At 65.1% G+C, this 26,345-nt stretch carries 26 protein-coding genes; 23 read left to right on the plus strand and 3 right to left on the minus strand.

Features of this window, described 5'->3' with window-relative positions:
* Window positions 1–3: 3 nt before the first annotated feature.
* From DSD28_RS03965 to DSD28_RS04045, 18 genes are all read left to right on the plus strand, one after another.
* Window positions 4–966, plus strand: a complete 963-nt coding sequence (locus DSD28_RS03965; protein WP_205536158.1) for an ABC transporter substrate-binding protein — start codon at window positions 4–6, stop codon at window positions 964–966.
* 10 nt (window positions 967–976) lie between these two features.
* Complete coding sequence (locus DSD28_RS03970; protein WP_119255066.1) at window positions 977–2,035, plus strand: quaternary amine ABC transporter ATP-binding protein; 1,059 nt, start codon at window positions 977–979, stop codon at window positions 2,033–2,035.
* 65 nt (window positions 2,036–2,100) lie between these two features.
* Window positions 2,101–4,134, plus strand: a complete 2,034-nt coding sequence (locus DSD28_RS03975; RefSeq protein WP_119255444.1) for an ABC transporter permease — start codon at window positions 2,101–2,103, stop codon at window positions 4,132–4,134.
* A gap of 14 nt (window positions 4,135–4,148) precedes the next feature.
* A complete protein-coding gene (locus DSD28_RS03980) occupies window positions 4,149–5,207 on the plus strand; it encodes a GlxA family transcriptional regulator (RefSeq protein WP_119255067.1) in 1,059 nt (352 codons plus the stop codon).
* Between the two features lie 250 nt (window positions 5,208–5,457).
* A complete protein-coding gene (locus tag DSD28_RS03985; protein WP_119255068.1) occupies window positions 5,458–7,044 on the plus strand; it encodes an ABC transporter substrate-binding protein in 1,587 nt (528 codons plus the stop codon).
* A gap of 66 nt (window positions 7,045–7,110) precedes the next feature.
* Complete coding sequence (locus DSD28_RS03990) at window positions 7,111–7,881, plus strand: SDR family oxidoreductase (RefSeq protein WP_245424739.1); 771 nt, start codon at window positions 7,111–7,113, stop codon at window positions 7,879–7,881.
* A gap of 66 nt (window positions 7,882–7,947) precedes the next feature.
* Window positions 7,948–8,712: an SDR family NAD(P)-dependent oxidoreductase gene (locus tag DSD28_RS03995; RefSeq protein WP_119255069.1), complete on the plus strand. Its 765-nt coding sequence runs from the start codon at window positions 7,948–7,950 to the stop codon at window positions 8,710–8,712.
* 3 nt (window positions 8,713–8,715) lie between these two features.
* Window positions 8,716–9,420, plus strand: coding sequence for a FadR/GntR family transcriptional regulator (locus tag DSD28_RS04000; RefSeq protein ID WP_245424740.1), 705 nt, complete (start codon window positions 8,716–8,718; stop codon window positions 9,418–9,420).
* Window positions 9,421–9,564: 144 nt separating this feature from the next.
* Window positions 9,565–10,371, plus strand: a complete 807-nt coding sequence (locus DSD28_RS04005; protein ID WP_119255070.1) for an SDR family NAD(P)-dependent oxidoreductase — start codon at window positions 9,565–9,567, stop codon at window positions 10,369–10,371.
* 29 nt (window positions 10,372–10,400) lie between these two features.
* On the plus strand, window positions 10,401–11,357 hold the full coding sequence (locus DSD28_RS04010; protein ID WP_162911241.1) for an ABC transporter substrate-binding protein: 957 nt from the start codon (window positions 10,401–10,403) through the stop codon (window positions 11,355–11,357).
* A gap of 63 nt (window positions 11,358–11,420) precedes the next feature.
* Window positions 11,421–13,403 (plus strand): ABC transporter permease, encoded by a 1,983-nt coding sequence (locus tag DSD28_RS04015; RefSeq protein WP_119255072.1) that lies wholly within the window; start codon window positions 11,421–11,423, stop codon window positions 13,401–13,403.
* Window positions 13,396–14,430 (plus strand): quaternary amine ABC transporter ATP-binding protein, encoded by a 1,035-nt coding sequence (locus DSD28_RS04020; RefSeq protein ID WP_119255073.1) that lies wholly within the window; start codon window positions 13,396–13,398, stop codon window positions 14,428–14,430. The genes DSD28_RS04015 and DSD28_RS04020 overlap by 8 nt, the downstream gene beginning before the upstream one ends.
* A gap of 450 nt (window positions 14,431–14,880) precedes the next feature.
* Window positions 14,881–15,132, plus strand: a complete 252-nt coding sequence (locus DSD28_RS04025; RefSeq protein ID WP_119255074.1) for a hypothetical protein — start codon at window positions 14,881–14,883, stop codon at window positions 15,130–15,132.
* 175 nt (window positions 15,133–15,307) lie between these two features.
* A complete protein-coding gene (gene mgtA, locus DSD28_RS04030) occupies window positions 15,308–18,022 on the plus strand; it encodes a magnesium-translocating P-type ATPase (protein WP_119255075.1) in 2,715 nt (904 codons plus the stop codon).
* 80 nt (window positions 18,023–18,102) lie between these two features.
* Entirely contained in the window at window positions 18,103–18,387 is a 285-nt protein-coding gene (locus tag DSD28_RS25755; RefSeq protein WP_162911242.1) for a hypothetical protein, read from the plus strand.
* A gap of 30 nt (window positions 18,388–18,417) precedes the next feature.
* The gene (locus tag DSD28_RS04035) at window positions 18,418–19,134 is read left to right on the plus strand and encodes an MgtC/SapB family protein (protein WP_119255076.1); all 717 of its coding nucleotides are present in this window, start codon (window positions 18,418–18,420) and stop codon (window positions 19,132–19,134) included.
* A gap of 65 nt (window positions 19,135–19,199) precedes the next feature.
* The gene (locus tag DSD28_RS04040; RefSeq protein WP_119255077.1) at window positions 19,200–20,270 is read left to right on the plus strand and encodes a sensor histidine kinase; all 1,071 of its coding nucleotides are present in this window, start codon (window positions 19,200–19,202) and stop codon (window positions 20,268–20,270) included.
* Window positions 20,267–20,902: a response regulator transcription factor gene (locus DSD28_RS04045; protein WP_119255078.1), complete on the plus strand. Its 636-nt coding sequence runs from the start codon at window positions 20,267–20,269 to the stop codon at window positions 20,900–20,902. Before DSD28_RS04040 ends, DSD28_RS04045 begins: the two co-directional genes overlap by 4 nt.
* 13 nt (window positions 20,903–20,915) lie before the next feature.
* Here the strand turns inward: DSD28_RS04045 and DSD28_RS04050 are convergent, their stop codons facing one another.
* Complete coding sequence (locus DSD28_RS04050) at window positions 20,916–22,166, minus strand: Zn-dependent hydrolase (protein ID WP_119255079.1); 1,251 nt, start codon at window positions 22,164–22,166, stop codon at window positions 20,916–20,918.
* A 248-nt stretch (window positions 22,167–22,414) separates the two neighbouring features.
* Here DSD28_RS04050 and DSD28_RS04055 point away from each other — a divergent pair, with 248 nt between their 5' ends.
* The 5 genes from DSD28_RS04055 to DSD28_RS04075 all read left to right on the plus strand — a co-directional run bounded on the left by DSD28_RS04055 (window position 22,415) and on the right by DSD28_RS04075 (window position 24,582).
* Window positions 22,415–22,666 (plus strand): hypothetical protein, encoded by a 252-nt coding sequence (locus tag DSD28_RS04055; protein WP_119255080.1) that lies wholly within the window; start codon window positions 22,415–22,417, stop codon window positions 22,664–22,666.
* 184 nt (window positions 22,667–22,850) lie between these two features.
* Complete coding sequence (locus DSD28_RS04060) at window positions 22,851–23,300, plus strand: hypothetical protein (protein WP_162911243.1); 450 nt, start codon at window positions 22,851–22,853, stop codon at window positions 23,298–23,300.
* Window positions 23,297–23,926, plus strand: a complete 630-nt coding sequence (locus DSD28_RS04065) for an OmpA family protein (RefSeq protein ID WP_119255082.1) — start codon at window positions 23,297–23,299, stop codon at window positions 23,924–23,926. Before DSD28_RS04060 ends, DSD28_RS04065 begins: the two co-directional genes overlap by 4 nt.
* A 1-nt stretch (window position 23,927) precedes the next feature.
* The gene (locus DSD28_RS04070) at window positions 23,928–24,155 is read left to right on the plus strand and encodes a hypothetical protein (RefSeq protein ID WP_119255083.1); all 228 of its coding nucleotides are present in this window, start codon (window positions 23,928–23,930) and stop codon (window positions 24,153–24,155) included.
* 43 nt (window positions 24,156–24,198) lie between these two features.
* Window positions 24,199–24,582 (plus strand): DUF6180 family protein, encoded by a 384-nt coding sequence (locus DSD28_RS04075; protein ID WP_119255084.1) that lies wholly within the window; start codon window positions 24,199–24,201, stop codon window positions 24,580–24,582.
* Between the two features lie 40 nt (window positions 24,583–24,622).
* Here DSD28_RS04075 and DSD28_RS04080 read toward each other — a convergent pair whose 3' ends face one another.
* Together DSD28_RS04080 and DSD28_RS04085 are read right to left on the minus strand one after the other, a co-directional pair.
* Entirely contained in the window at window positions 24,623–25,417 is a 795-nt protein-coding gene (locus DSD28_RS04080) for an ABC transporter permease (protein ID WP_162911244.1), read from the minus strand.
* Window positions 25,418–25,484: 67 nt separating this feature from the next.
* Complete coding sequence (locus tag DSD28_RS04085; protein ID WP_162911245.1) at window positions 25,485–26,330, minus strand: ABC transporter permease; 846 nt, start codon at window positions 26,328–26,330, stop codon at window positions 25,485–25,487.
* Between the last annotated feature and the right edge of the window lie 15 nt (window positions 26,331–26,345).

Below are 26,345 nucleotides of genomic sequence, written 5' to 3' on the forward strand. Positions count from 1 at the left end.
ACAATGCGAAATATCTACAAGCTCGGCATCTCGACCTGCCTCGCGGCACTATCCGCAACCGTGCTCCATGCCGCCGAACTCGGCGCCAAGGACGAGCCGATCAAGCTCGCCATCAACGAATGGACGGGCCAGCAGATCACCACCCGCATCGCCGGCCACATGTTGGAAACGGCAGGCTACAAGGTCGAATATGTGACCGCCGGATACCAGAACATGTGGCAGGCCGTTTCCGAGGGCCAGCTCGATGCCGCGATGGAAGTGTGGGGCTCCAACGTCACCGACCAGTATCGCCAGCTCAACAAGGCGGGCAAGGTCGAGGATCTCGGCGAGCTCGGCCTCGTCGCGCGCGAAGGCTTCGTCTATCCGCCGCATGTCGCCGAGCTTTGTCCCGGCCTGCCGGCCTGGGAGGCGCTGAAGGATTGCGCGGCCGCCTTCGCCACCGCCGAAACCCTGCCGAACGGACGCCTCGTCGATTATCCCGGCGAATGGGGCACGCCCGGCGCCGACCGCATCAAGACGCTCGGCCTCCCCTTCAAGGCGCTTCCCGCCGGCTCGGAAGGCGCGTTGGTCGCCGAGTTCCGCGCCTCGGTCGAGCGCAAGACGCCGCTCATCGCCGTGTTCTGGCAGCCGCACTGGGCAATCGCGGCCTTCGACCTGAAATTCGTCGAACTGCCGAAGGGCACGCAGGAATGCTACGACGATCCGGCCTACGGTCCGAACAAGGACGTGACCGGCGACTGCGACTTCATCCCGACGCGCGTCTTCAAGGCCGCCTGGCCGGGCCTGAAGGACAAGTGGCCGGCCGCCTACGAGATCATCAAGAACTTCACCCTCACCACCGAGCAGCAGCAGCCGCTGATGGGCGCGGTCGATGTAGACGGCAAGCCGACCGAAGCCGTCACTGCCGAGTGGCTGAGCGCCAATACCGATACATGGAAGCCGATCGTCGACGCCGCGACGAAGTGAGGAGGCGTCCATGTCCCAGCCCTCACCCCATGCCGCCATCTCCTGCAAGGGGGTCTGGCAGGTCTATGGCGCGGATGCGCGCCAGCAACTGAAACGGGCGCTTGCGGAAACCGGGAACGACGCGCGGGCAGCGGCCGCATTGCTGCGCGAACGCGGTCTCGTGCCCGCCGTGCAGGACGTCACCTTCGACGTCCGCGAAGGCGAGGTCTTCGTCATCATGGGCTTGTCCGGTTCGGGCAAGTCCACGCTGATCCGCACGATCTCCCGCCTTGCCGAGGGAACCGCCGGCTCGATCCTCATCCATGGAGAGGACATCCTGACAGCCGGCAAGCAGCGGCTGATCGAGCTCAGGCGGAACAAGCTCGGCATGGTCTTCCAGCATTTCGGCCTCTTCCCGCACATGACCGTGGCGGAGAATGTCGGCTTTCCGCTGAAGATGCAGGGCCTCAACCGGCCGGACCGGCGCAAGCGCGCGCTGGAGATGCTGGAGCTTGTCGGCCTTGCCGGCCGCGAGGACGCCTTTCCGCGCGAGCTTTCGGGCGGCCAGCGCCAGCGCGTCGGCATCGCCCGGGCGCTCGCCGTCAATCCCGACCTGCTCTTCCTGGACGAACCCTATTCCGCCCTCGACCCGCTCATCCGTCGGCAGCTCCAGGACGAATTCCTGAAGCTTCAGGCGGGTCTCCAGAAGACCTCCGTCTTCATTACGCACGACATCACGGAAGCGCTGAAGCTCGCCGACCGCATCGCCATCATGCGCGATGGCGTGGTGGTCCAGATCGGCACGCCGGACGAGATCATCGTCAACCCGGCCGACGACTATGTCCGCGAGTTCACGCGCGACGTGCCGAAGGGCCGCTACTCGCATGTCAGCGCCATGATGAACATGCCCGAGACGCTGCCAAAGATGCCCGACGATCCGAAGATCGAGGAGGACATGACCATCGATGACGCGCTCGCCTCCTGCATGGCGCTCTACCAGCCCGTCCCGGTCTGGGGCCGTGACGGCAAGATGGCCGGCATCGTTCATCCGAGCCAGTTGGCCGGCGCGCTGCAGGCGGAACGGACATGATCGAGATCAGCGCAAGTGGGACTGTGGGTTTGGCCAGCAACAGAATTGAGATCGAGAAGACGCGCATGAACGGATTGACGCCCGGCGTGCGCGTCGCGCTCCTCTGCGTGCTCGTCGGCGCGGCCTGTCTTCTGCTCGCCCCCAGTCAGGCCTGGATCAGGACCTGGCCGCAGGCGCTGACGCTTCCCGCGACGGCGTGGATCGGCAGCGGCCTGACGACAGCCTTCGAGTTCCTGAAACCGGCCGCACGCTTCGTCGCCAAGCTGCTGGAATATCCGATGGTCGGCGCGAACCGGCTTCTCGTCGGATCGCCCTATGCCCTGACGATCGGCGTCCTCGCTGCGCTCGGCTGGCACATCGGCGGCAAACGCATGGTCGCGCTCGTGCTGGCCGGCCTCGGCTTCGTCCTTGCCAGCGGGTACTGGGTCGCCAGCATGAACACGCTGGCGCTGGTCTTCGTCTCGGTGCCCCTCGCGCTCATCGTCGGCGGCCTGATCGGCGTGTTCGCCTATGAGTTCCGCGCGGTCCGGCGCGCGGTCGAGGCCATGCTCGACATCATGCAGACGGTCCCGACCTTCGCCTATCTCACGCCGCTGCTGCTGCTGTTCGGCTTCGGTCCCGTGGTCGGCCTCATCGCATCGGTGATCTACGCCGCTCCGCCGATGGCGCGCAACGTCCTTCTCGGCTTGCAGCGCGTCGAGCCCGATATCCGCGAAGCCGCCATCATGAACGGCGCGACGCGCGCCCAGCAGCTCATCCTCGTCGAGATCCCCTCGGCCGCCCAGCAGATCATGGTGGGCGTGAACCAGACCATCATGGCCGCGCTGTCGATGGTCATCATCGCCGCTGTCATCGGCGGCTTCAACGATATCGGCTGGGAAGTGCTGCTGACGATGCGCAAGGCCGCCTTCGGCCAGAGCCTGATCGCCGGCGTCGTCATCGTGATCTTCGCCGTCCTCGCCGATCGCATGAGCAGCGCCCTTGCACGGGATCGCAAGCGGCACTCGTGGAAGGTCACGGCAACGATCCTCCTGCTCGGCATCGTCATTGCCGCCCTTCAGGGCTCGCTGCTTCCCGCCGCGAACGACTTTGCGGCGTTCAAGGGCACGACGGCCGTCATCGACCGCTATCTCGGCGCCTTCACCGCCGCGAACGGCGCTGTTCTCGAGGGCCTGAAAAACACCACGATGTTCTTCGTCCTCCTGCCGCTGCGCATCGGCCTCGACGAGGCCGTGCTCCCCTTCACCTGGGGGTTCCAGTGGACCACCGGCATCAGCATCGCCGTCTTCAGCGTGGCTGCCGCCGCCGCGGTCGTGCTGGGCTTGCGCAATCGCGCGCTTGCCGGCCTGTCCCTGCTGGTTGCCACCGGCATCCTCGTCACCGGGATCGCCAACCTGCCCTGGCCCTTCGTGCTCGTCGCGCTCGGCGGCCTCGGCTGGCTTGCCGGCGGGCCGAAGCTCTCCGCCTTCGCCGTGCTGATGGTGGGGGCCGTCCTCCTGATGGGGCTTTGGGAGCCCGCTCTCCTCTCGCTCTATCTTTGCGCGGCCTCGGTCCTCGTCTGCGTGGTCGCCGGCGGCGGACTGGGATTGCTGTGCGCCGTCAGCGAGAACGCCTGGCGGGTCATGCGCCCGGTCTGCGACTTCCTCCAGACTATCCCGCTCTTCGTCTTCCTCATTCCCGTGCTGATGTTCTTCCAGATCGGCGAATTTTCCGCCTTCCTCGCCATCTGCGCCTACGCCATCGTCCCGATGATCCGCTACACGCAGCATGGCCTCACCTCCACGCCGGAGGAGCTGATCGAGGCCGCCGTCGCCTCCGGGGCGGACGAATGGCAGGTCATGCGCGAGGTCCGGATCCCCTATTCCGCGCCGACGATCCTGCTCGGCCTCAACCAGACGATCCTCTACGCCTTCTCGATGCTGGTGATCGCCGCGCTGATCGGCACCACCGACCTCGGCCAGCAGATCTATCTCGCGCTCGGCCAGGGCGATGTCGGTCTGGGGGTCGCGGCGGGCGCCGCGATGGCGATCCTCGCGCTGGTGGCCGACCGCCTGATCCAGGGCTTCGCGGCGCGGCAGCGCCACGCCCTCGGGCTCTGAGGAGGAAGAGACCCATGAACGCCGCTCCCGGGCCGAAGAGCGTCTTCTACTTCTACATCACGCCCGAATTCACCATGCTCGCCTTCACCACGGCGCTCGAAACGCTCCGTCTCGCCAATCAGGTCCTCGGCCGCGAGAAATACGCATGGCGGATCGTCTCGTCCGACGGCGGGCCTGTGCGGGCAAGTTGCGGTCTCCAGCTCGGCGTCGACCTGTCGCTCGACGAAGCCAGGGGCCAGACGCGGGCCGCCGCCGCGCGAATGGTCGTCATATGCTCCGGCCAGAACGTCGAGCGATACGCCAGCCGGAGCCTTGCGAGCTGGCTGCGCGAATGCCGGAAGGCGCGCATCACGCTCGGCGCCGTCTGCACCGGCGCGCACCTGCTCGCCCAGGCCGGCCTGCTCGACAGGCGCCGATGCACGATCCACTGGGAAAACCTCGCCGCGTTCTCCGAGCGCTTTTCCGACGTCCAGCCGAGCGCCCAGATCCTTGCGGTCGATGACGGAATCTACACCTGCGCCGGCGGCACCTCCTCGCTCGAAATGATGCTGGAGATCATCGGGCGCGAGGAAGGCAGGGGCACGGCGGCCGCGATCTGCCAGCTCGCCATCGTCGCCAGCCTCCGCGACGGTTCCGAACGGCAAAGGCTGCCCTACATGCTGCCCCTCGGCGTCGACAATCCGAACCTTCGAACGCTCGTCGGGATCATGGAGGAGAACATCGCCGATCCGATCGCGCTGAGCCTCGTCGCGATCAGGGCCGGGATTTCACGGCGGCAGATGGAGCGCTATTTCCGCGACACATTCGATTGCAGCCCGGGCAAATATTACATGCGCCTCAGGATCGAGCGCGCGCGCTCCCTTCTGCGGCAGACGACGATGCCGGTCGTCGAGATCGCCGTCGCCTGCGGCTTCGTTTCCGCTTCCCATTTCTCGAAGATGTACCGAAGTTTCGAAGGCATGTCGCCGCATGAGAGCCGGGCGCTCAGGAAGCAATGGCTGGAGCCGGCGCCCATCCCGCCGCCCTTGCCACCTGTGGGACAGGTCACGCCCCATTCCTCTCTCGCTGCCTGAAAACCTATCCCGCTGATTGCGCGGGCGCCCACTGTTCGCCGACCGGTCGCACACCGCGATCTGGCCGGGGTCCGCCGCTCGGCCCGGAATCGAGCCATGTCCGGATTCCTCAAAATCATGTCCAGAATAGTCATGTCGCGCCCGGCAGACATGCGAGCCTTCAGTGCTGGCCCGGCGCTGAAACTGCCGCGGCGTCCCGGATGGAAAAGGGGCTGCCGACGCTGGGAGGCCAGCTTGGGAGGAGGAACCGATGTCTGACGAATTGAAGTATCTGGCCAATCTGGTCGCCCGCGGAAAGATGGACCGCCGGTCGTTTCTGGGCCGCGCCGCAATGCTGGGCGCCTCGGCACTCGCCTCCGGTCTTCTGACCAGTGCCGCGCGCGCCGAGGGGCCGGTGAAGGGCGGCACGATGCGCGTCGGCCTTGGCGGCGGCCAGACGACGGATACGCTCGATCCCGCTTTGGCGGCGAGCGAGGGCCCCAATACATTGATGGCGCAGTTCGGGGAGAAGCTGCTCGAAGTCGATGCCAAGGGCGAGATCGTTCCGCGCCTGGCGACGGAATTCGGCTCCTCCAAGGACGCCAAGACCTGGACCTTCAAGATCCGCGAGGGCGTGACCTTCCACAACGGCAAGTCCGTGACCGCGAACGACGTCGTCGAGACGATGAAGCGCCATGCCGACAGCTCGAGCAATTCCGCCGCGCTCGGCCTGATGGCGGGCATCACGAAGATGACGGCTTCCGGCAACGAATTCATCGCGGAACTCGCCGATCCGAATGCCGACTTCCCCTATATCATGGCGGACTATCACCTTCTCATCCAGCCCGACGGCGGTCGCGCCAACCCGGCGGACGGCATCGCCGCCGGCCCCTACAAGGTCGTCAGCCAGCAGCCCGGCGTGCGTTACGTCTTCGAGAAATATGCCGACTACTGGGATGACAGCCGTGGCCATGCCAACACGCTCGACGTGACGATCATCAACGACGACACCGCCCGCATCGCCGCCGTGCAGTCCGGGCAGGTTGACATGATCAACCGTGTCGCGCCGAAGGTGGCCGAACTCGTGGCGAACCTGAAGACCGTCGCGGTCAAGTCGGTTCCGAGCCGGGGTCATTATGTCCTCGTCATGCGCACGAACGCCAAGCCCTTCGACAACAACGACCTGCGCCTCGCCCTGAAATACGCGATCGACCGCCAGTCCCTTCTCGACCGGGTGCTGCTCGGCCACGGCACGCTCGGCAACGACGTACCGATCAACAAGTTCTACCCGTTCTTCGCCGACGATCTTGAGCAGCGTGCCTATGATCCGGACAAGGCGAGCTTCCATTTCAAGAAGTCCGGCCACGAGGGCCCCGTCCTGATCGAGACCTCGGAAGTGGCGTTCCCCGGTGCGGTCGATGCGTGTCAGATCTTCCAGCAGAGTGCCGCCGCAGCGAACATTCCGCTGGAAATCAAGCGCATCCCCGGCGACGGCTACTGGTCGGACGTGTGGAACAAGCGGCCCTTCTGCGCCTCGTACTGGAACGGCCGGCCGACGCAGGACATGGTCTATTCCACGATCTACACGACGGGCGCCGCCTGGAACGAATCCGCCTTCTCGAACGAGGAGTTCGACAAGACCGTCGTCCTCGCCCGCGGCGAACTCGATGCCGGCAAGCGTGTCGATCTCTACCGCAAGCTCGCCCTCACGATCCGCGACGAGGGCGGTACCATCGTGCCGATGTTCAGCAACTTCATCGACGCCGTCGGCCAGAATGTCGGCGGGTGGACCGACGATCCGAACGCGCCGCTGATGAACGCGCTCGCGCCGGTCAAATGCTGGCTGACGAACGTATAAGACGGCCCAAAGTGCGGGCGGCGGCGATGCCGCCCGCATCGTCCTCTTTCTGGAGATAGCAGCAGAATGTCCGCGCCTCTCACCGTCATGATTACCGCCGCCGCCTCGGGGATCGGCCGCACGGTCGCCGAAGCGTTCGCGGCCGCCGGCCACCGTGTCTTCGTTTCCGACGCCGATGCCGGGGCGGTCGAAACCATGTCGGCGGAAAATCCCGCCATCAGGGCAAGCCGGGTCGATGTCACCTCGCCGGAGGAAATCGAGGCCTGGTTTGCCACGGTGAAGGCCGAGGCAGGCGGCCTCGACGTCCTCATCAACAATGCCGGCATTGCCGGCCCGACCGGGCGACTGGAAGACATCGCCATCGACGGCTGGTACAAATGTATCGACGTGTGCCTGAACAGCCAGTTCCTGACGAGCCGATGCGCGATCCCCCTCATGAAGGAGAAGCGCGGCGGCAGCATCATCAACCTGTCGTCCACCGCCGGCCTGTTCGGCTACGGATTGCGGACGCCCTATGCAGCGGCGAAATGGGCGGTCATCGGCCTCACGAAGTCCATGGCCATTGAGCTCGGCGACTGGGACATCCGCGTCAACGCGATCTGCCCCGGCTCGGTCTCCGGCGACCGGATGGACCGCGTCATCGCCGCCGAGGCCAACCTGCGCTCGACGTCGCCGGACGAAATCCGGCGTGAATATACCAGCGGCCAATCCATCAAGCGCTTTACCGAACCGAAGGAGATCGCCGACCTCTGCCTGTTCCTCGCATCGCCGGCCGCCGGCATGATCAGCGGGCAGGCCATCGCGGTCGACGGACATACGGAAACGTATCACATCTAGGACCAGCTTCCCAGGCGGCTTCTGTCCATCTGGACTTGCCACCCTTATTGGTCTATTTCTCATACCATGAAACGTCTCCTGAAGAAGTCGATCCTGATCACCGGCGGCGCGAAGGGTGCCGGGGCGGCGAGCGCGAAGCTGTTTGCCGAAGAGGGCGCGCGCGTGATGATCGCGGACCGGGATGCGGAAGCCGCCCGGCATCTGGTCGAGACGCTTTGCGCCCGCGGTCTCGACGTCGCCTTCGTGCATGCCGACGTGTCGCGCCCGGAGGAAGCGGAGATCGCCTATCAGGCGGCGAAGGACGCCTTCGGCCAGGTCGACGTCCTGTTCAACCATGCCGGCATCATCATCGTGAAACCGTTCCTCGAATGCACGCTGGAGGAATGGGACGAGCTGATGGACAACAATGCCAAGTCGGCCTTCCTGATGACGAGGCTCGTGCTTCCCGAAATGCTGGAGCGGGGCAAGGGCGTGCTGGTCTTCACCTCGACCACCGGCGTGCGCGCGGCGACCCATCTCGAGGCGCTCTATTGCGCCTCGAAATCCGCCATGCATCAACTTGCGCGGGCATTGGCCGTCGAGTATCGAGATCAGGGGATCCGGTCCAACCTGATCTGCCCGAGTTTCGTTCGCACCCAGCATGGTGAACATGAGATCGAACAGTTGCGCGGCTACGGGATTTTCGCGTCGGAAAACGACGTCAACGCCATGCAGGGCCGCATCTGCGAGCCCGAGGAGGTCGCGGAAGTCGCCCTGTTTCTCGCCTCGGATGCCTCGAGCTTCGTCAACGGGGCGGAAATCTTCGTCGACAATACATTCACAGCGGTGTGACCCGTGCTCTGGGGCCTGAGACCTGTCGAGCCGCAGGCGGCGCACGGGCTCGCCGTCGATCTGCTGCGCCGGCAGATCCATTCAGGCCTCCTGCTGCCCGCCGAGCGGCTGCCGGCCGAGCGCCAGCTCTCCGACAGGTTCGGCATCAGCCGCGTGACGCTGCGCGAAGCGTTGCGCGTGCTTGAAACCAACCAGTACATCACCGTGCGCCGCGGCGCCCAGGGCGGGGCCTTCGTCACCGATGAGGATCGCCTGACCCAGCTTGCGCGCCGACGGATGTCGCGCGCACCGGCCGCCGCCATGCGCGTGGTGGAATTCCTGACCGTCAACCAGCTCGCCGCCGCGCGCCTGGCCGCCGCCCGGCGCGGCATGGCCGACCTCAAGCGCCTGCGCCAGGCGACGGACATGATGCATGCCGCCGGGACCGCGCCACAGCGCAAACAGGCCGAGGCGCTGTTCCTGCTCGCCCTTGGCGACGCCTCGCAGAACCCGCTGCTGGCCCGCGCCATCGAGGATGGCCTCGCCGAACTGTTTTTGCCCTTCGAAGGCGCATTGCCCGACAGCTCCGCCTCCGAGGCGGTGCGATCCTTCGAAGGCCTGTTGCACGCTCTGCAGGGCGAAGACGCCGAAGCGGCCGAAGCCGCAATGGCCGACCTGCACGGCATGCTCTGGGCCGCGATCCGCCGCATGACCCGGTCCGCGGCCTGAGACATTCCGGCAGAACAGTGCGGCAAGCCGCTTTCCCGATTGGGAAAATCCTAAATTTCACGGCTGCCTAAATAGACGCTTGACAACTGCGCTCCGATTCATTGGTATTAAGTCCATACCAATGATCCATTCGGGAGGAACGCCATGAACATCGCGTCGAAGGTCGTCGGACGAACGACCGCAACAGGGCGGCTCGAGGGGAGGACGGCGATCATCACCGGCGGCGCCAACGGAATGGGCCGCGCAGCGGCCCTGATGTTCGCGGAAGCCGGGGCGCGGGTGGCCATCTTCGACATCCAGGCCGCCGCCGGCGAAGAAGCCGCCGCCGAAATCGAGGCCGCGGGCGGCGAGGCGGTCTTCCTGAAAACCGACGTGACGGACACGGCGGCCGTGCGCGCCTCGTTCGCCGCCGTTACGGCCAAGTGGGGGCGCGTCGACACGCTGTTCAGCCATGCCGGCACGATCATCGTCAAACCGCTGCACGAAAGCACGGATGCGGATTACGACCGGTTGATGGACATCAATGTCCGCTCGGCCTTCGTCGTCTGCCGCGAGGCCGTATCGCACATGCTGGAAAACGGCGGCGGCTCGATCGTCATCACCTCCTCGATCGGCGGGGAGAAGGGTTTTGCGCTGGAAAGCCTTTACTGCATGACCAAGGGCGCGGTTCTCCAGCTCGCCCGCTCCATTGCCATCGAATATCGCGACCGCGGCATTCGCGCCAACGCCGTCTGCCCCGGCTTCGTCAAGACGGCGCATGGCCTGCGCGAGATCGTCGAGCTCGACGGCCTCGGCCAGAACTGGAACGAGGCCGATCTCAACGCCGTGCAGGGACGGCTCTGCGAGCCGGAAGAGGTGGCCGCCGCCGCCCTGTGGCTGGCCTCCGACGATGCCAGCTTCGTCAACGGGCAGGCGCTCTATGTCGACAACGGCTGGTACGCCAAGGGCTGAACATCACCATAAACAAGAGGGGTATGACCATGAAACGACTGATAGCATCCGCAATGCTGGCGCTCAGCCTCGGGGCCGCGGCACCGGCCTCGGCCTTCGAGCCGGAATCCACCGATACGATCAAGCTGATGGTGGCCGACTGGTCCTCGATGCTGATCGACACCGAGATCCTCAACATCATCCTGTCGACCTACGGCTACAGCGTGGAGACAGTCGTCGCCGACGACAGCGCCCGCTATCCCGGCTTCGAAACCGGCGACCTCACCATCGCGCTGGAAACCTGGCAGACGACGCAGGACAAGCCCTTCACCAAGTCGCTTGCGACCGGCAACGTTCTCGACATGGGCGAACTCGGCCCGCACGCCAAGGAAGAATGGTGGTACCCCTCCTACATGGAGGAAAAGTGCCCCGGCCTGCCGGACTGGAAGGCGCTGAAGAACTGCGCCGAAGCCTTTTCCTCGCCGGAAACCGCACCCAAGGGCCGCTATCTCGGCGCGCCCGTCAGCTGGGGCGGCTTCGACGAGGAGCGCGTGAAGGCGCTCGACCTGCCTTTCGAGGTCGTTCATGCCGGTACGGAAGCGGCCATGTTCGCCGAACTCCAGTCCGCCTACGAGCGCAAGGCGCCGATCATCCTTTGGGTCTACCAGCCGCATTGGGTGCCGTCGGTCTTCTCCGGCTCCTTCGTCAAGTTCCCCCCGTATGAGGAAGCCTGCTACACGGATCCGTCCTGGGGCGAAAACAAGACGGCGACCCATGACTGCGGCAAGCCGGAAGGCTGGATCAAGAAGATGGCCTGGGCCGGCGGCGAGAAGGTCTGGCCCTGCGCCTATGATATCGTGCGCAAGTTCACCCTCGACGGCAAGGAACTCGGCGATCTCGTCTACGAGGTCGATGTGAAGGGCCGCGCCGTCAACGAGGTCGCCATGGAATGGGCGAAGACCAACGAAGCCAAATGGCGCTCCTGGGCGGCCTGCGCTGAAAAATAACCGGATGGCCGGGGCTGGCAGATCCGGCCCCGGCCAAAACGTCCACTCTGGGAGGAGCATGACATGGCGGATGTCCTGGCAAGGCCGAAGGATGCGACAGGCGGGCACGGCCTTTGGATTGGCCTTGCGCTGACGCTGGTCGTCGTCGCTGCCAGTCTGCTGATGCCGGCGTCCTTCACGCATCTTTCCGATCAGGCACTCCTGCCGGTTTCCGACTGGGTCGGCACCGGCATGAACTGGTTTGCCCGCGATGCGGCGATCTTCGGCGTCAAGATCGCCGATCTCACCCGCGCGCTGGCCGCCGCGGCGCAGATGCCGATCGACTGGCTGAAATTCATGCTGGCCGACGGCTGGGTGAAGGGGGCGGGCTTCAACAAGGTCCATCTCGCGCCGCCGCTGAGCTGGCTCGGCGTGATCCTGACTGCCGCGCTGCTCGGCCTTCGCCTTTCCGGCCGCGGCCTTGCCGTCCTCACGCTTCTCGCCGGCGCCTATCTCGTCTTCTTCGGCCTCTGGGCTTCGGCCATGACGACCCTCGCCTCGGTCGTCATCTGCGTCGTCGCGGCCCTCGTTCTCGGCCTTGCCATGGGTATCTGGGCCTATCGCTCCGCCCATGCGGAGATCTGGCTGCGGGCGATCATGAACGTCATGCAGACCGTGCCGATCTTCTCCTACCTGCTGCCGACGCTGCTGCTCTTCGGCTACGGCCCGAGCGCTGCCCTTTTCGCCACCGTCGTCTATGCCCTGCCGCCCATGGTGCATGCCACGGTGCTGGCGCTGCGTTCCGTGCCGTCCGAAACGCTGGAGCTCGCCCGCATGACCGGCTGCAGCCGGGCGCAGACGCTGTGGAAGGTCGAGCTGCCGGTGGCCGCGCCGCGCCTTGCCATCGGCCTCAACCAGGTGGTGATGATGACGCTCAACATGGTGATCATCGCCTCGATGATCGGCGCGGGCGGCCTCGGCTACGACGTGCTGAGGGCACTGCGCCGCCTCGATTTCGGCGCCGGCTTCGAGGCCGGCATGGGCATCGTCGCGCTCGCCGTGGTGCTCGACCGCCTGACGCAGGCCGCCGCGCACAACCAGTCGACGGGACGGCAGGGCCTGTGGAGCCGGCGCGACACGCTGATCGCCGCGCTCTTGCTCATCGTACCGACCGTTGCCAGCCTCGCACTGCCCGCGCTTTCGGCCTGGCCCGGCGCCTGGACGCTGACGACCGCTCCCTTCTGGAATGGCGCCGTCAGCCTGATCAACCAGAACTTCTACGAGCCGCTGGAGGCGATCCGCACCGGCATGCTGCTCGGCGTGATCAACCCCTTCCGCAATCTACTTCAGTCCGCGCCCTGGAGCTTGGTCCTCGCCGCGCTGGCGCTGGCGGGCTATGCACTGGGCGGCGTGCGCACCGCGCTTACGGTCTTCCTGCTGCTGCTCTTCGTGCTGGTCACCGGCTATTGGCAGGCAGCCATGTCCTCGATCTATCTCACGGTGCTCTCGGTCGCGCTGGCGCTCGCCATCGGCCTGCCCTTCGGCATCTGGGTCTCGGGCCATCCCCGGCTGCACCATCCGGTGCAACTGGCGCTCGACACGCTGCAGACCCTGCCGACCCTCGTCTATTTGCTGCCGGCCGTCATGCTCTTCCGCAATGGCGACTTTTCCGCGCTGATCGCCATCGTCTCCTATGCGGTGGCGCCGGCCGTGCGCTACGGCATGGCCGGCATGGCGCATGTGCCCTCCGAGCGTATCGAGGCCGCGCTCATGTCCGGCTGCACGCCTTGGCAGTCCTTCCGCTTCGTGCGCCTGCCCGCCGCCCTGCCGACGCTCATTCTCGGCGTCAACCAGACGGTGATGATGGCGCTCTCGATGCTGGTCATCGCCGCCCTCGTCGGCACGCGCGAATTGGGGCAGGAAGTCTACACCTCGCTTTCCCGCGGCGAGACGGGGCCGGGCATCGTTGCCGGCCTCTGCGTCGCGGCCATCGCGCTCGTCGCCGATGCATTGCTGAAATCCGGCGCGATGCGCGCTGCAAGACACGAAGGAGAGGCCCATGCCTGACGCCGCACCCGATCGGAATGCACCGGCCGCAATCGACGCGAAGGGCATCTGGAAAGTCTTCGGCCGCGATGCCGGCGCGTTCCGTCGCCTGCCGGCAGAGGCGCGCACGCCGGAAGCGCTCGCCGCCGCGGGCCTTGTCGGCGCGGTACAGGACGCCACCTTCCAGATCGGCCGCGGCGAGGTTTTCGCCATCATGGGCCTGTCGGGCTCGGGAAAATCCACGCTGCTGCGCTGTCTGACCCGCCTCATCGAGCCGACCGCCGGCGAAATCGCCTTCAACGGCCGCGATGTCCTGAAACTCGGCGACAAGGAACTGGTCGAGCTGCGCCGCCAACGGATGGGCATGGTGTTCCAGCATTTCGCGCTCCTGCCCAACCGGACCGTCGTCGGAAATGTCGCCTTCCCGCTCGAAGTGCAGGGAATGCCGCGCCCGAAAGCCGAGGCCCGCGCCATGGAACTGATCGAAACCGTCGGGCTGAAGGGCCGGGAAGCGCGCTTCCCGGCGCAGCTCTCGAGCGGCCAGCAGCAACGCGTCGGCATCGCCCGCTCGCTCACCACCAATCCCGAATTCTGGTTCCTCGACGAACCCTTTTCGGCCCTCGACCCGCTGATCCGCGCCGACCTCCAGGCCGAAGTGCTGCGGCTCCAGAAAACCCAGACCCGCACCGTCGTCTTCGTCACCCACGACCTCGACGAGGCCATCCGCCTCGCCGACCGCATCGCCATCATGGAAGCCGGCCGCATCATCCAGATCGGCACGCCGGAAGAACTGGTGACCGAGCCCGCCACCGACTATGTCCGCCGCTTCGTCGCCAAGGTCCCGCCCGCACGGGTCGTCAAGGTGGCATCGATCATGACCCCCGACACCGGCCCATCGACATCCGGCGTGAACGCCGGTGCCACGATCGCCGAGATCGCCCCCGACCTCGTGGCCGCGGAAGGCCCCCTCCCCGTCGTCGAAGGCGGCCGCCAGATCGGTTGGCTCGATCGCTCGGCCGCGCTCAAAACGCTGGCCGCACAGGTCTAGGCGGATCGGCGGGAACGGCTTCGAGCCTGCCGCCCGGAGGAGGTCTCGCTTCCTGAGGCCCCATCGTGCCGTTCCCGTGCCACGGCCTCCGTTCCGGGCCTTCCCCACTCGGAGGCGAGGCAGCCCAGCTCCGCCCTGACCCCAGCGTCATCCCGTGGTGGCTGCGAACCTTGCGCGACGGCACTCCCCCGACTGCAAGCATATACCTTGGTATATCCCAGAGAAGCGAACGTATAGCGTTCAATCCCCATGGATGCTGGCGCGAGCCTGCAGACAGGCGTAAGCCAGCAATCGTCAGCCGGACGGGTTCTCCCCGGCCGGAACATTGGAGAAAGACCGAACCATGCCAAGCGACAGTAGTCGAGAAAGCACGCCGTTGCGGCCGGCCGGTCGAGCCTGACATGTTCAGTCTCACCCCCGGGGCGCCGCGACGGCCCCGCGAGGTGAGACATGAAGATCAAGAACCCCTTCCACTGCTGGGCCCATATCCTGGCGCGCCTGCTGCCCGGCGTTCCGGCGCGACCGCGGACACGGATCTCCCACCCGTCCGCGCCTCGGCGCGGCCCGACCGCACGCTGGCGGACGAACCCGGTATCCGGCCGGCTGGAATGCCGCTGGATCATCGCGGACGTGTCCGCGCCTTGCCGCGATCCGTTCGCCAAGCGCGCGGCCATCCGCCATATGCAGGACCAGTTCCCGTGACCGGTCCTATCCCCGTTTACCCGCGCCCGCCGCGACGAAGCCCGTCCGCCGCTCCCTGACAGACAGGCGCGGCGGACGCTCTCCCCAACCGACTTCGCAGAAACCGGCCGTAATCGCACCGCACGGCACGACCCCGCTCGTCCACATGCAGGCGAGCGATACGAGGAGCAAGACGATGAACATGATGATGAAAGGCAAGGCCGCTGCCGCGCCACGCAAGGAACACAGGGCGCTTTCGATGCAGGCGGTCCTTGAAGCCCGCAACGACATCCAGACCACGCTCGCCAATTTCAGGGGCCGCCTCGACGGCCTGACCGACGCGGAGGCAGCAGAGCGCCTTGCGTCGGACGGCCCGAACGAGGTCGCACATGACAAGCCGCCGCACGCAGTCGTGCAGTTCCTGCTGGCGTTCGGCAATCCGTTCATCGCCGTTCTGGCCGTCCTCGCCGCGATCAGTACGGTCACGGATATCATCCTGCCGCTGCGCGCCGGCAAGGATGCCGATTATGTCGGCGTGGCGATCGTCGTCATCATGGTGTTTCTCAGCGCGTTGCTGCGCTTCTGGCAGGAATACCGTTCGAGCAGGGCGGCGGAAGCGCTGAGGGCCATGGTTCGCACCACGGCCACGGTGCTGCGCCGGCCGACAGCGGAGGCCACGCCCGCAATGTGCGAAGCGCCTATGGCGGGAATCGTGGCCGGCGACATCGTGCGGCTCTCGGCCGGAGACATGGTGCCGGCCGATATTCGCCTCATCGAATCGCGCGACCTGTTCGTCAGCCAGGCCGCCCTGACGGGCGAGGCCCTGCCCGTCGAGAAATACGACGCGCTCGGCGCCGTTGTCGGGAAATCCGCCGATGCGGATGCCGTCGCCGCACACCAGGCGGATCTTCTGGACCTGCCCAATATCTGCTTCATGGGCACCAATGTCGTTAGCGGCACGGCGACGGCCATCGTCGTCGCCACCGGCCCGCGCACCTATTTCGGCTCTCTCGCCAGGGTCATCGCCGGCTCCCGGGCGGAGACCGCCTTCGACCGCGGCGTCAACAGCGTGAGCTGGCTGCTCATCCGCTTCATGCTGGTCATGGTCCCGGTCGTCTTCGTCATCAACGGCCTCACCAAGGGCGACTGGATGGATGCCTTCCTGTTCGCGCTCGCCGTCGCCGTCGGCCTCACCCCGGAAATGCTGCCGATGATCGTCTCGTCCAACCTCGCCAAGGGAGCCGTGGCGATGGCGCGGCGCAAGGTCGTCGTCAAGCGGCTCAACGCCATCCAGAATTTCGGCGCGATGGACGTGCTGTGCACCGACAAGACCGGCACGCTGACCCAGGACAGGATCATCCTCGAGCATCATGTCGACATCCACGGCGAGCGCAATGACGGCGTCCTGCAACTCGCCTGGCTGAACAGCCGGCATCAGAGCGGCGTGAGAAACCTGATGGACCAGGCCGTCCTGCGTTTCGCCGGACCGGCAGGAGAACCCCTGCTTCCGCACTATCGCAAGGTAGACGAACTGCCGTTCGACTTCGTGCGCCGCCGGCTGTCGGTCGTGGTCGAGGGAGAGCGGGGCGAGCATCTGCTCGTCTGCAAGGGCGCCGTCGAGGAGATGCTGGCAATCTCGGCGCATGTGGAGGAACAGGGCGTGTTGCGCGATCTGGACGAGGCCGAGCGCAAGCGGCTGACCGCGCTCGCCCGCGCCTACAATGCCGACGGGTTCCGCGTTCTGGTCGTCGCCACGCGCGCGATACCCGGCACCGAAGCCAGAACGCGCTACGACATCGAGGACGAATGCGGCCTCGTCGTCCAGGGCTTCCTCACCTTCCTCGATCCTCCGAAAGAGACCGCGGGCCCGGCGATCGCCGCCCTTGCCGAGCATGGCGTGGCGGTAAAGGTGCTGACCGGCGACAACGAGGTCGTTACCGCGAAAATCTGCCGCGAGGTCGACCTCGAACCCGGCCAGCCCGTCATCGGGCGCGACATGGAGGCCCTCGACGACATGGCCTTGCGGCAGCTTGTCGAGGAGCGCACGATCTTCGCCAAGCTCACGCCCCTGCAGAAGTCGCGCGTGCTGAAGGCGCTTCAGGCGAACGGCCACACCGTCGGTTTTCTCGGCGACGGCATCAACGACGCGCCGGCCCTGCGTGACGCCGATGTCGGGATTTCCGTCGACAGCGGCACCGACATCGCCAAGGAATCCGCCGACATCATCCTGCTGGAGAAAAGCCTGATGGTGCTCGAGGAAGGTGTCGTCAAGGGGCGCGAAACCTTCGGCAACATCATGAAATATCTCAACATGACCGCGAGCTCCAACTTCGGCAACGTGTTCTCCGTGCTGGTGGCCAGCGCCTTCATCCCCTTCCTGCCGATGCTGGCGATCCATCTGCTGATCCAGAACCTGATGTACGACATATCCCAGCTTTCCCTGCCCTGGGACCGCATGGACAGGGAATTCCTGAAGACGCCGCGCAAATGGGACGCCCGCAACATCGGCCGTTTCATGCTCTGGATCGGCCCGACCTCGTCGATCTTCGACATCACCACCTTCGCGCTCATGTGGTACGTCTTTTCCGCCAATGCGCCGGAACACCAGTCGCTGTTCCAGTCCGGCTGGTTCATCGAGGGCCTGCTGTCGCAGACGCTGGTCGTGCACATGCTGCGCACCCGAAAGATTCCCTTCATCCAGAGCACGGCGGCACTACCCGTCATGCTGATGACGGGGCTCGTCTGCGCGCTCGGCATCTATATCCCCTTCTCGCCGCTCGGCGCGATGGTTGGCCTGCGGCCGCTGCCATGGGCCTATTTCCCCTGGCTGGCCGCGACCCTCTTCTCCTACTGCGTCGTCGCCCAGACGATGAAGACCATCTACATCCGCCGCTTCGGCCAATGGTTCTGAACGCGGCCCGCAGCCCCGATCGGGCGGCCGAAGCCGCCCGATCGCAACCTCCATTTCGCAATGCCGAGGGGAGATTCGATATGCCCGTCGATCGTTTCATGCCACGCCCGTCATCCGTTCCTCCATACGGCAAGAAAGGCCGCTCCGTGCCGCATCCGTCATCTCGCGGGCTCGCGCGGCAGGCGGAGGCTGTCGACCGCTGGCTCTGCTGGGCCTTCGCGGCCGCCGGCGCGGTGCTGTTCAGGTCTGCCGTTCGCCTTTCCCGTCACGGCCTTCTGAACCGGCGGCAAACGCTGCGGCTGGTCCGCTGGTCGACCCATCTCCACCGCGTTGCCATACGGCTGCTGCGGCAAGGCCGATGGTAGAGGCCGCCCTTTCCCAAAGGACCACCCGACATGAAATTCCTGCAGACATTCGATCTTCTACCCTTTCTCGACACGGCGGCTGCCTTCACCGCCGCCTTCCTCCTCGGCACGCTGATCGGTGCGGAGCGCCAGTATCGGCAGCGCACGGCGGGGCTGCGCACGAACGTCCTCGTCGCGGTGGGAGCCGCCGCCTTCGTCGATCTCGCCCAGCGGATCGCCGGCACGACGGAAGCGGTCCGGGTGATTTCCTATGTCGTCTCCGGCATCGGCTTTCTGGGCGCGGGCGTTATCATGAAGGAAGGCATGAACGTGCGCGGGCTGAACACTGCCGCGACGCTGTGGTGTTCGGCGGCGGTCGGCGCCTGCGCCGGCACCGACATGCTTGCCGAGGCGGTGCTGCTGACCGTCTTCGTGCTTGCCGGGAACACGCTGCTCCGTCCGCTCGTCAACATGATCAACCGCATTCCCATCGACGACCGCACGACGGAAGCCACCTACGAGGTCAGCGTGATTTCGAGCCGCGAGGCCATGCCCGAAATGCGCGACCTGCTGGTGGAGCGGCTGGAACAGGCGAACTATCCGGTCAGCGATGTCGAAGTCGCCGATCGCGGAGACGATACGGTCGAGATCGTGGCAACACTCGTTTCCACCGCGGTCGATCCGCGTGAAATCGAGGCCGTCACCGCCTTTCTGGAAAGGCAGGCGCCGGTCTCCGACGCCTCCTGGGACGGAAGCACCAGGGATTGAGGTCCGATACAAGCGGCGCGCGCTATGATATTCCCGAAACGAGCACAACTGGACGGCCGGCCTCGATGACAAACAGCGGAAAATTCAAGTTCGAACGCAGGCTGGTGCTCACCATCGTCCTGTTGCCTGTCGCCATGGTCGTCATCTTCGTGGGCGATACCGTAACCGACTATGCGATTGCGGCAGCCGTCTTCTATACGCCCGTCATCCTCGTCGCGACACGCCTGCTTCCGGCGGGCACCGTCGTGGCTCTCGCCTTCGCCTGCGTGGCGCTGACATTGCTGAGCTTCGCCCTCACCCATTCCGGTGCCTACGAGGTGGGCATCGTCAATACCGGCATCAGCATCGTGGCAATCGGCGTGACCACCTATCTTTCCCTGAAACTCGTGGCCGCCGAGGCAGCCGCCCATGAAAGCCGGGAACGATTGCTGCGCATGGCGCGCATCACCAGCCTCGGCGAATTGACGGCATCGATCGCCCACGAGGTGAACCAGCCGCTCGCAGCGATCGCCACCAGTGCCGGCGCGTGCCGGCGATGGCTGGCCCAGGAGCCTCCAGCCATCGCGAATGCGCAGCGCGCGGCGGACAGGATCGTGGAGGATGCGAACCGCGCCAGCGCGGTGATCGCGCGGGTGCGCGGCCTTGCCAGCGGCAAGGCGCCCCACAGGGAGCGGTTCGATTTCAACGCCCTGGTCCGCGAGGTCGTAGCGCTTGCCGGTGAGCGCGGTGAGCGGAGCGGCATAACGGTCCGCCTCTCCCTTCAGCACGACCTGCCGGCGATCCTCGCCGACCGGGTCCAGGTCGGGCAGGTCGTCGGCAATCTCCTGTTGAACGCCGTCGAGGCGATCGAGGCGAAAACAGGCGGCGCGAAGACGCTGGAAATCGTCTCGGAGACGGAAGACGGTAATCGCATCCGCTTTTCCGTCATCGACAGCGGCGCGGGGTTTCGCCAGGGCGAGCTCGAGCACCTCTTCGATGCCTTCTGGACCACCAAGAAGGACGGCGTCGGCCTCGGCCTGACCATCAGCCGCTCGATCATTGAGGCCAATGGCGGCCGTATCTGGGCGGAGACCGGCAGGGACGGCGGGGCGATCGCCCGGTTCAGCCTGCCGGCGGGGATCGGAGCAATCGAATGAAGCCGCAGCCGCCCACGGGAAATTTGGCAGAACCCACCGTCTACATCATCGACGACGACCGCTCCGTCCGTGAGGCGCTGGAAGATCTCCTCGCCTCGGTCTCGCTGCGCGCCAAATCGTTCGCATCCGTCCAGGACTTCCTCGCTTTCGATTTGCCCGGCGCACCCGCCTGCCTCGTCCTCGACGTGCGCATGCCGGGCCAGAGCGGCATGGACTTTCTGGAACACATGACCGAATACGGGCTGTACCTTCCCACCGTGATGATCACCGGCCACGGGGATATCGCCATGGGCGTCAAGGCGATGAAAGACGGGGCAATCGAATTCCTGACCAAGCCGTTCCGCGATCAGGACCTGCTCGACGCTGTCCATCGCGGGATCGAGGCCGACCGCACAAGACGTCTGCGGGAGGCGGCGAATGCCGATGTCGCACGACGCTGGGCCTCGCTTTCCAGCGGCGAGAAAGACGTGGCGCGGCTGGTCGCGACGGGCCTCCTCAACAAGCAGATTGCCGCGGATCTCGGTGTCAGCGAAATCACCGTGAAGGTGCGCCGCGGTCACCTGATGCGCAAGATGAATACGCGCACGCTGGCCGACCTCATCCGCTTGCTGGACCGGATTCAGCCGACATGATCGCTTTTGAGGTCTATGACTGCGGCGTGGCGCCGGCAAGCTCGCAAAGCGCCAGGAAGAGCACGTCCACTCCCCTGGCGAGCTGGTGGTAGCTGGTCCACTCTTCCGGTGCATGCGAGATGCCGTTGCGGCTCGGCACGAAGACCAGCCCGGTAGGAGCGAAATCGGCCATGATCATCGCATCATGCCCCGCACCGCTGACCATGGTGCGACGTTTCAGGCCGAGCGTATCCGCGTGACGCGACAGGGCTTCATGCAATTCCGCCGAAAGCGGAACCGGGGGAAGGAATATCTGCTCCTCGACATCAACGCCCAGTCCGTTGCCGCCCACCCGTTCGATTACCGAACGGGCCTGGTCGATCAGCGTGCGGACGACCTCTTCCCCGGGCGCGCGGATATCGACGGTGAAGGATACGAGATCGGGGATCACATTGGCCCCGCCCGGACGGACATCCATCTTGCCGACGGTCAGCACCGCATCCTGACCGATGGCGCGCGCAAGGTCCGGCAATTGCGACAGCGCCGCCACCGCGCCGACAAGCGCGTCACGGCGCACGTTCATCGGCGTCGTACCGGCATGGCCCGCCTGACCTCTGAACGTCGCCCTAATCTGGCCGAGGCCCACGATACGATCGACGATCGCAACATCGTCAGCATGGGCTTCCAGCACGGGGCCCTGCTCGATATGCAATTCAAGGAAGGCATATACGGAACCGGCTTCGCGCACAGCCAGAGGCGCCTGTGCCGGATCCAGGCCGTAAGCCTGCATCGCATCCGCGACCGTGACCCCCGCATCGTCGGCAAAGGCGAGGAACTCGTCCATATCCACTTTGCCGGTCATGACGCGCGAGGCCAGCAGTCCGCCGCCGAAGCGCGTGCCTTCTTCCTCGATCATGGCGACGAATTCGATGGAACGCTCCGGGACAAGGCCCCGCTCCTTCAACAGGAAGGCGATCTCGATACCGGCAATGACGCCGGCCGGGCCGTCGAACTTGCCGCCGTTCGGCACGGAATCGAAATGAGAGCCGATCATGACCGGAGCAAGAGCAGGATTATGTCCGACGAGGCGCCCGACGAGATTGCCGATCGCGTCCTCGCGGACCGTGAGCCCGGCGGCCTCCATCTGCCCGCGCAGATAGTCGCTGGCCTGGCGGAACTCCGGCGTGTAGGTCAGCCGGGTCGTGCCCTTGCCCGGAGTGGCGTTGAACCGGTCCAGCCCCTCGATCAGTCGTTCAAGACGCTGCGGATCGGAAAAACGTGTCATATCAATATCCTGAAAACCCGGACGGCAAGACGGAAGCCCTGTTGGCGGCGAAGCCGGCTGACCATGCCGGAACGATGCATAGGTCTGCTTGTTCTCGCATGCGAATTCAAGGACATCCTGTCGCCAAGGGAGTTTCCCCAACGTTTTCCCGAAAGCTTCGACGGGATTGATCTCATTGCCTCGATGTGAATGGTTGAGCAGTTCATTGGAGACCGGCGAATCGATCCGGGAATATAGTAAAGCGCACAGTGACGTTCGAAGCCCTGTTTGTCGTGATGGCGCTGGCATTCACCGCCGGCACCGCCCTTTCGGTATGGCTCTGGTTTCAACCGGTGCCCCGAAGGCTCCGCCTGTTCGCGCTGATCTGGGCGTTTGCGGGAGGCGCCGGAATGCTGCTCAGCTACGGCAAATCCGGCATCATTCCCGACCGCAATGCCCTTCGCGTCTGTATCGAGAGCGGCCAGACCTGGGACTATCGGAGCAATCGCTGCCTCCCATAAGAGGCTACTGCCGCACGCGCCGCTTTGCGCGGAGGACAAGGCTGTTTTCAGGGAAAGCAAGGATCGTCGATGAGCACCTGCGGCGCAGAGGGAGCGCGCAGCAATTTTTCCGGGAAACGGTCACAGCTCCGTCATAATGCATCTGTTTTGTGGCGAACGATCTATCTGTTCTGGGGAGTCGTTCTTGCTGAAGAAATTCATGGTTGTCGCCACGCTTCTGTTGCCCGCCGCCGCCTATGCCGAGGAGCACAACTTCACGATTACCGGTGGTCAGGCCAGTGTTCCTGTCGGCCTGACGGTACAGGTCAAGACCGTTACCGTCGGCGAGGATGCGACAACCGTCCGGTTGTTGGCGAGCTTCGACAGCCACGTTACCAACAGCGTCAACATGAACGACGACGAAAATGCCTATCTCGCATGGGGAGAAGGCGAGCAGGAACGGCTGCATCTGCGCCAGATCGCCGACAACCGCTGGATGCGGATCGGCAACGGGCAGACGATGGAGGGCGACCTGGTCTTTCCCGGCGTCATACCGGCCGGCGTGACGAAAGTGACCCTCGTCTTCAATCCTGCACATGACGGAAACGACAGCAGCGCGCCGGGCGTGACCATCCCCCTGGAACTGGCTCAATGAGACAGGGCGCCCTTCTCGCGCTTTCTCTTTTCCTTCCTGCGACGGCATCCGCCTATACGGTGACGACGGGCGCCGGCGCAGTGGGCGAGCGGGCATCGACATTTGCCGAATTCACGCTGCCTTCGTCCCGCTTTGCCGAGCGCAAGGAGGAGAGCGGCGCATCCGTTTCCTCCGGAACGTCCACCTTCGGATTGAAGAACATGGATGCGCAGACGCGGACGGAAACTGCGCTTTCCGAACTTGGCGCACGGCAGGAGGGCGAGCGCATCATCGTGAACCTGCCGAGCGATGTATTGTTCGATTTCGACAAGTCGGACATCCGTACCGACGCGCGCCCCGTTCTCGCCCGCCTCGCAGAGGCACTTCAGGCGCTGGCGGATACCCCGGTCGCGATCATCGGCCATACGGATGCGAAGGGGTCGGACGCCTATAACCAACGTCTATCGGAACGCCGCGCCGCCGCCGTGCGGCACTGGCTTTCCGACAGCGGCGTAAATGCCCGGATGACGACGTTCGGCAAGGGCGAGAGCACGCCCGTCGCGCCGAACGAAAATGCGGACGGGTCCGACAACCCCGCAGGCCGGCAGCAGAACCGGCGCGTGGAATTCATCATCGGAGGGGGCTGAAATGGCGCTCGTCGCATGCCCTGAATGCGCTGGCAACGTATCCGACAAGGCATTTTCATGTCCTGCCTGCGGGTATCCGCTTGGACAGAAGGACGGCAATCCGTGGCCGTCCGTCCTCGGCGGCGTGGCGGGCACCTATATTTCGGCCAAGGCGGTCACCAGCATTCTTCTCGGCAGCGTCATGTTCCTCGCCTTCGCGGCGATCATGATCGCCCTGATACTAAAATGAGGCGGCATTGCCGGGATACAAACGGAAAGACAGGCGGTTTTGCATGATGAAGATGTTTTGCGCGATGCCGGTGGCGGCCTCCATCCTTGCGGCCTTGCCGGCGGCAGCGGCCGATGATCCGTTCATGATCACCTATCACGTCGAGAGAACCGCATCGGATGCGCTGAGCCTCGATGCCTGCACGGACCTGATCGAGCAGCAGGCTCAGGGGGTGGGCTACCACGTTATCGTCAACCGCTTCGAAGGCCAGCTCGGCGTCATCAGCGGCGGCCCCGCCGCGGGCGGATCCTTCATCTCGCACTGCATATCCGTCGACGACAAGACCGTCAGCGTGATCCAGGGCCTGGACTACAAATCCACCAAGGGACCGGTCGGTGATTTCGCCGACCGTGTCCATCGAGCCCTGCTCGACGCCGCGGGGAAGTAGATGCCTGGATGGCGCTGACAGGCACATAACCCCTGGCCCGTCACGTCTTCCTCAGTTGCCTGATGTACCAGACCATGATCAGCGACAGGCTGACGAAGACGGCGGCCGCGAGGATGACGGACGCCACCGCAAGCCGCGGCGTGCCGGCCGAGCGCAGGCTCAGCCACATCAGGACGGGAAGCGTCTGCGTATCGCGCGTCGTCAGGAACAGGGCCATGACGAATTCGTTGAGCGATATCACGAATGCAAAGAGCGCCGACGAGATGATCCCGGTGGAGACGGAGGGCAGGACGATTTCGAAGAAGGTCTGCACCGGCCGGCCGCCGAGATCGTAGGACGCCTCGACGATGCGGTGATCGACGGTCCGGAAGGTCGCCTCCATCAACATGAAAACCAGCGGCATCGCCCAGAGAGAATGGGCAAGCATGACCAATACGCGCGACCCGTAGATATTGACGCCGAACAGCGACACATCACCGAACGCCATCGCAACGCCAAGGCCCAGCACCACCCCCGGCATGAAGAGCGGCAGCATGATCAGGAGGTAGACAACCGGCTTGAAGGCGAAGGTGAAGCGCTCGAAGGCCCAGGCGGCAAGAACGCCGGATACGGTGGAAATGACCGTCGTGCCGAGCGCGATAATTACGCTGCTCTTCAGCGCGTCGACCCATTGGGGGCTGCCGAAGAAGTCGCCGTACCATCGCAGCGACCACGCCTTGATCGGAAAGCGGATCACCGACGCATCATTGAAGGACATGACGAGCGTCACGATCACCGGGATCGCGATATAGGCGATGATAAAGACGGTGAAGGCCAGCGCCAGGACTCGCAGCATCACGGCGTCCATCCGCCGCCTCGCGACCGGGGCAACAGCGATATCACGCGTCGGAAGCATGGACGTATCAGCCATTGAGCGCCGTCCGTTTCGAGGTCAGCATGCGGATGATCATCATCACAACGGCAACTCCACTCGTCAGCACGATCGAGAAGGCGGCGGCGCGGGGCCAGTTGTGCTTGCCCAGCATCTGTTCCTGGATCAGGTAGCCGATCGTCCAGAGCGTATCGGGCCCGAGCGCGGACGGCGTCGCATAGGTGCCGACCGCCCAGATGAAGGACTGCGCGAAGGAGGCGGCAATCCCGCCCTTGGTGAGCGGCAGGAGCACCTCATAGAAAGTGCGCACGGGCGAGCCCCCGAGGTCCGCGCTCGCCTCCAGCACCTTCTTGTCGATGCCGTCGAAGATCGACAGCAGGATGAAGAAACAGAATGGCAAGGTGACATAGGTGAGGCCGACAAAGGCTGCGAATTCTGTATACATCAGGCTGATCTTGTCCGTGATCAGGCCGGAGGAGACGAGCGCATAGCTGAGCAGGCCGTTCTTCGGGAAGAACATCCACCAGCCGAAGATGATGGAGATTTCCGAGATCAGCAGCGGGCAGAGCGCAAGCGCGATGAAGGCCAGCCGCCAGCGTTTCGGCTTCAGCCAGACCAGCATCGCGAAGACATATCCGATAGCGACCGTCACGATGGACGAGATCAGCGCCAGCCGCATCGTCGTCCAGAGCGCCGCGCTGAAGGTCGGATCCGTGAGCATGGCCGCGTAGTTGTCGAAGGTGAAGCCCGGCACATAGAAGCGCTGGTCGACATGTTCGTTGAAGCTCATGCGCCCCATGAAGGCGATCGGCAGGCCGAAGAAGGCGATGGCGATGAGCAGCGCCGGCGACATCAACAGCCAGGGCGTCAAACGCATGCGCCAGCCGGGGCC

The organism is Shinella zoogloeoides (assembly GCF_003574625.1).
Classification (GTDB): domain Bacteria; phylum Pseudomonadota; class Alphaproteobacteria; order Rhizobiales; family Rhizobiaceae; genus Shinella; species Shinella zoogloeoides_A.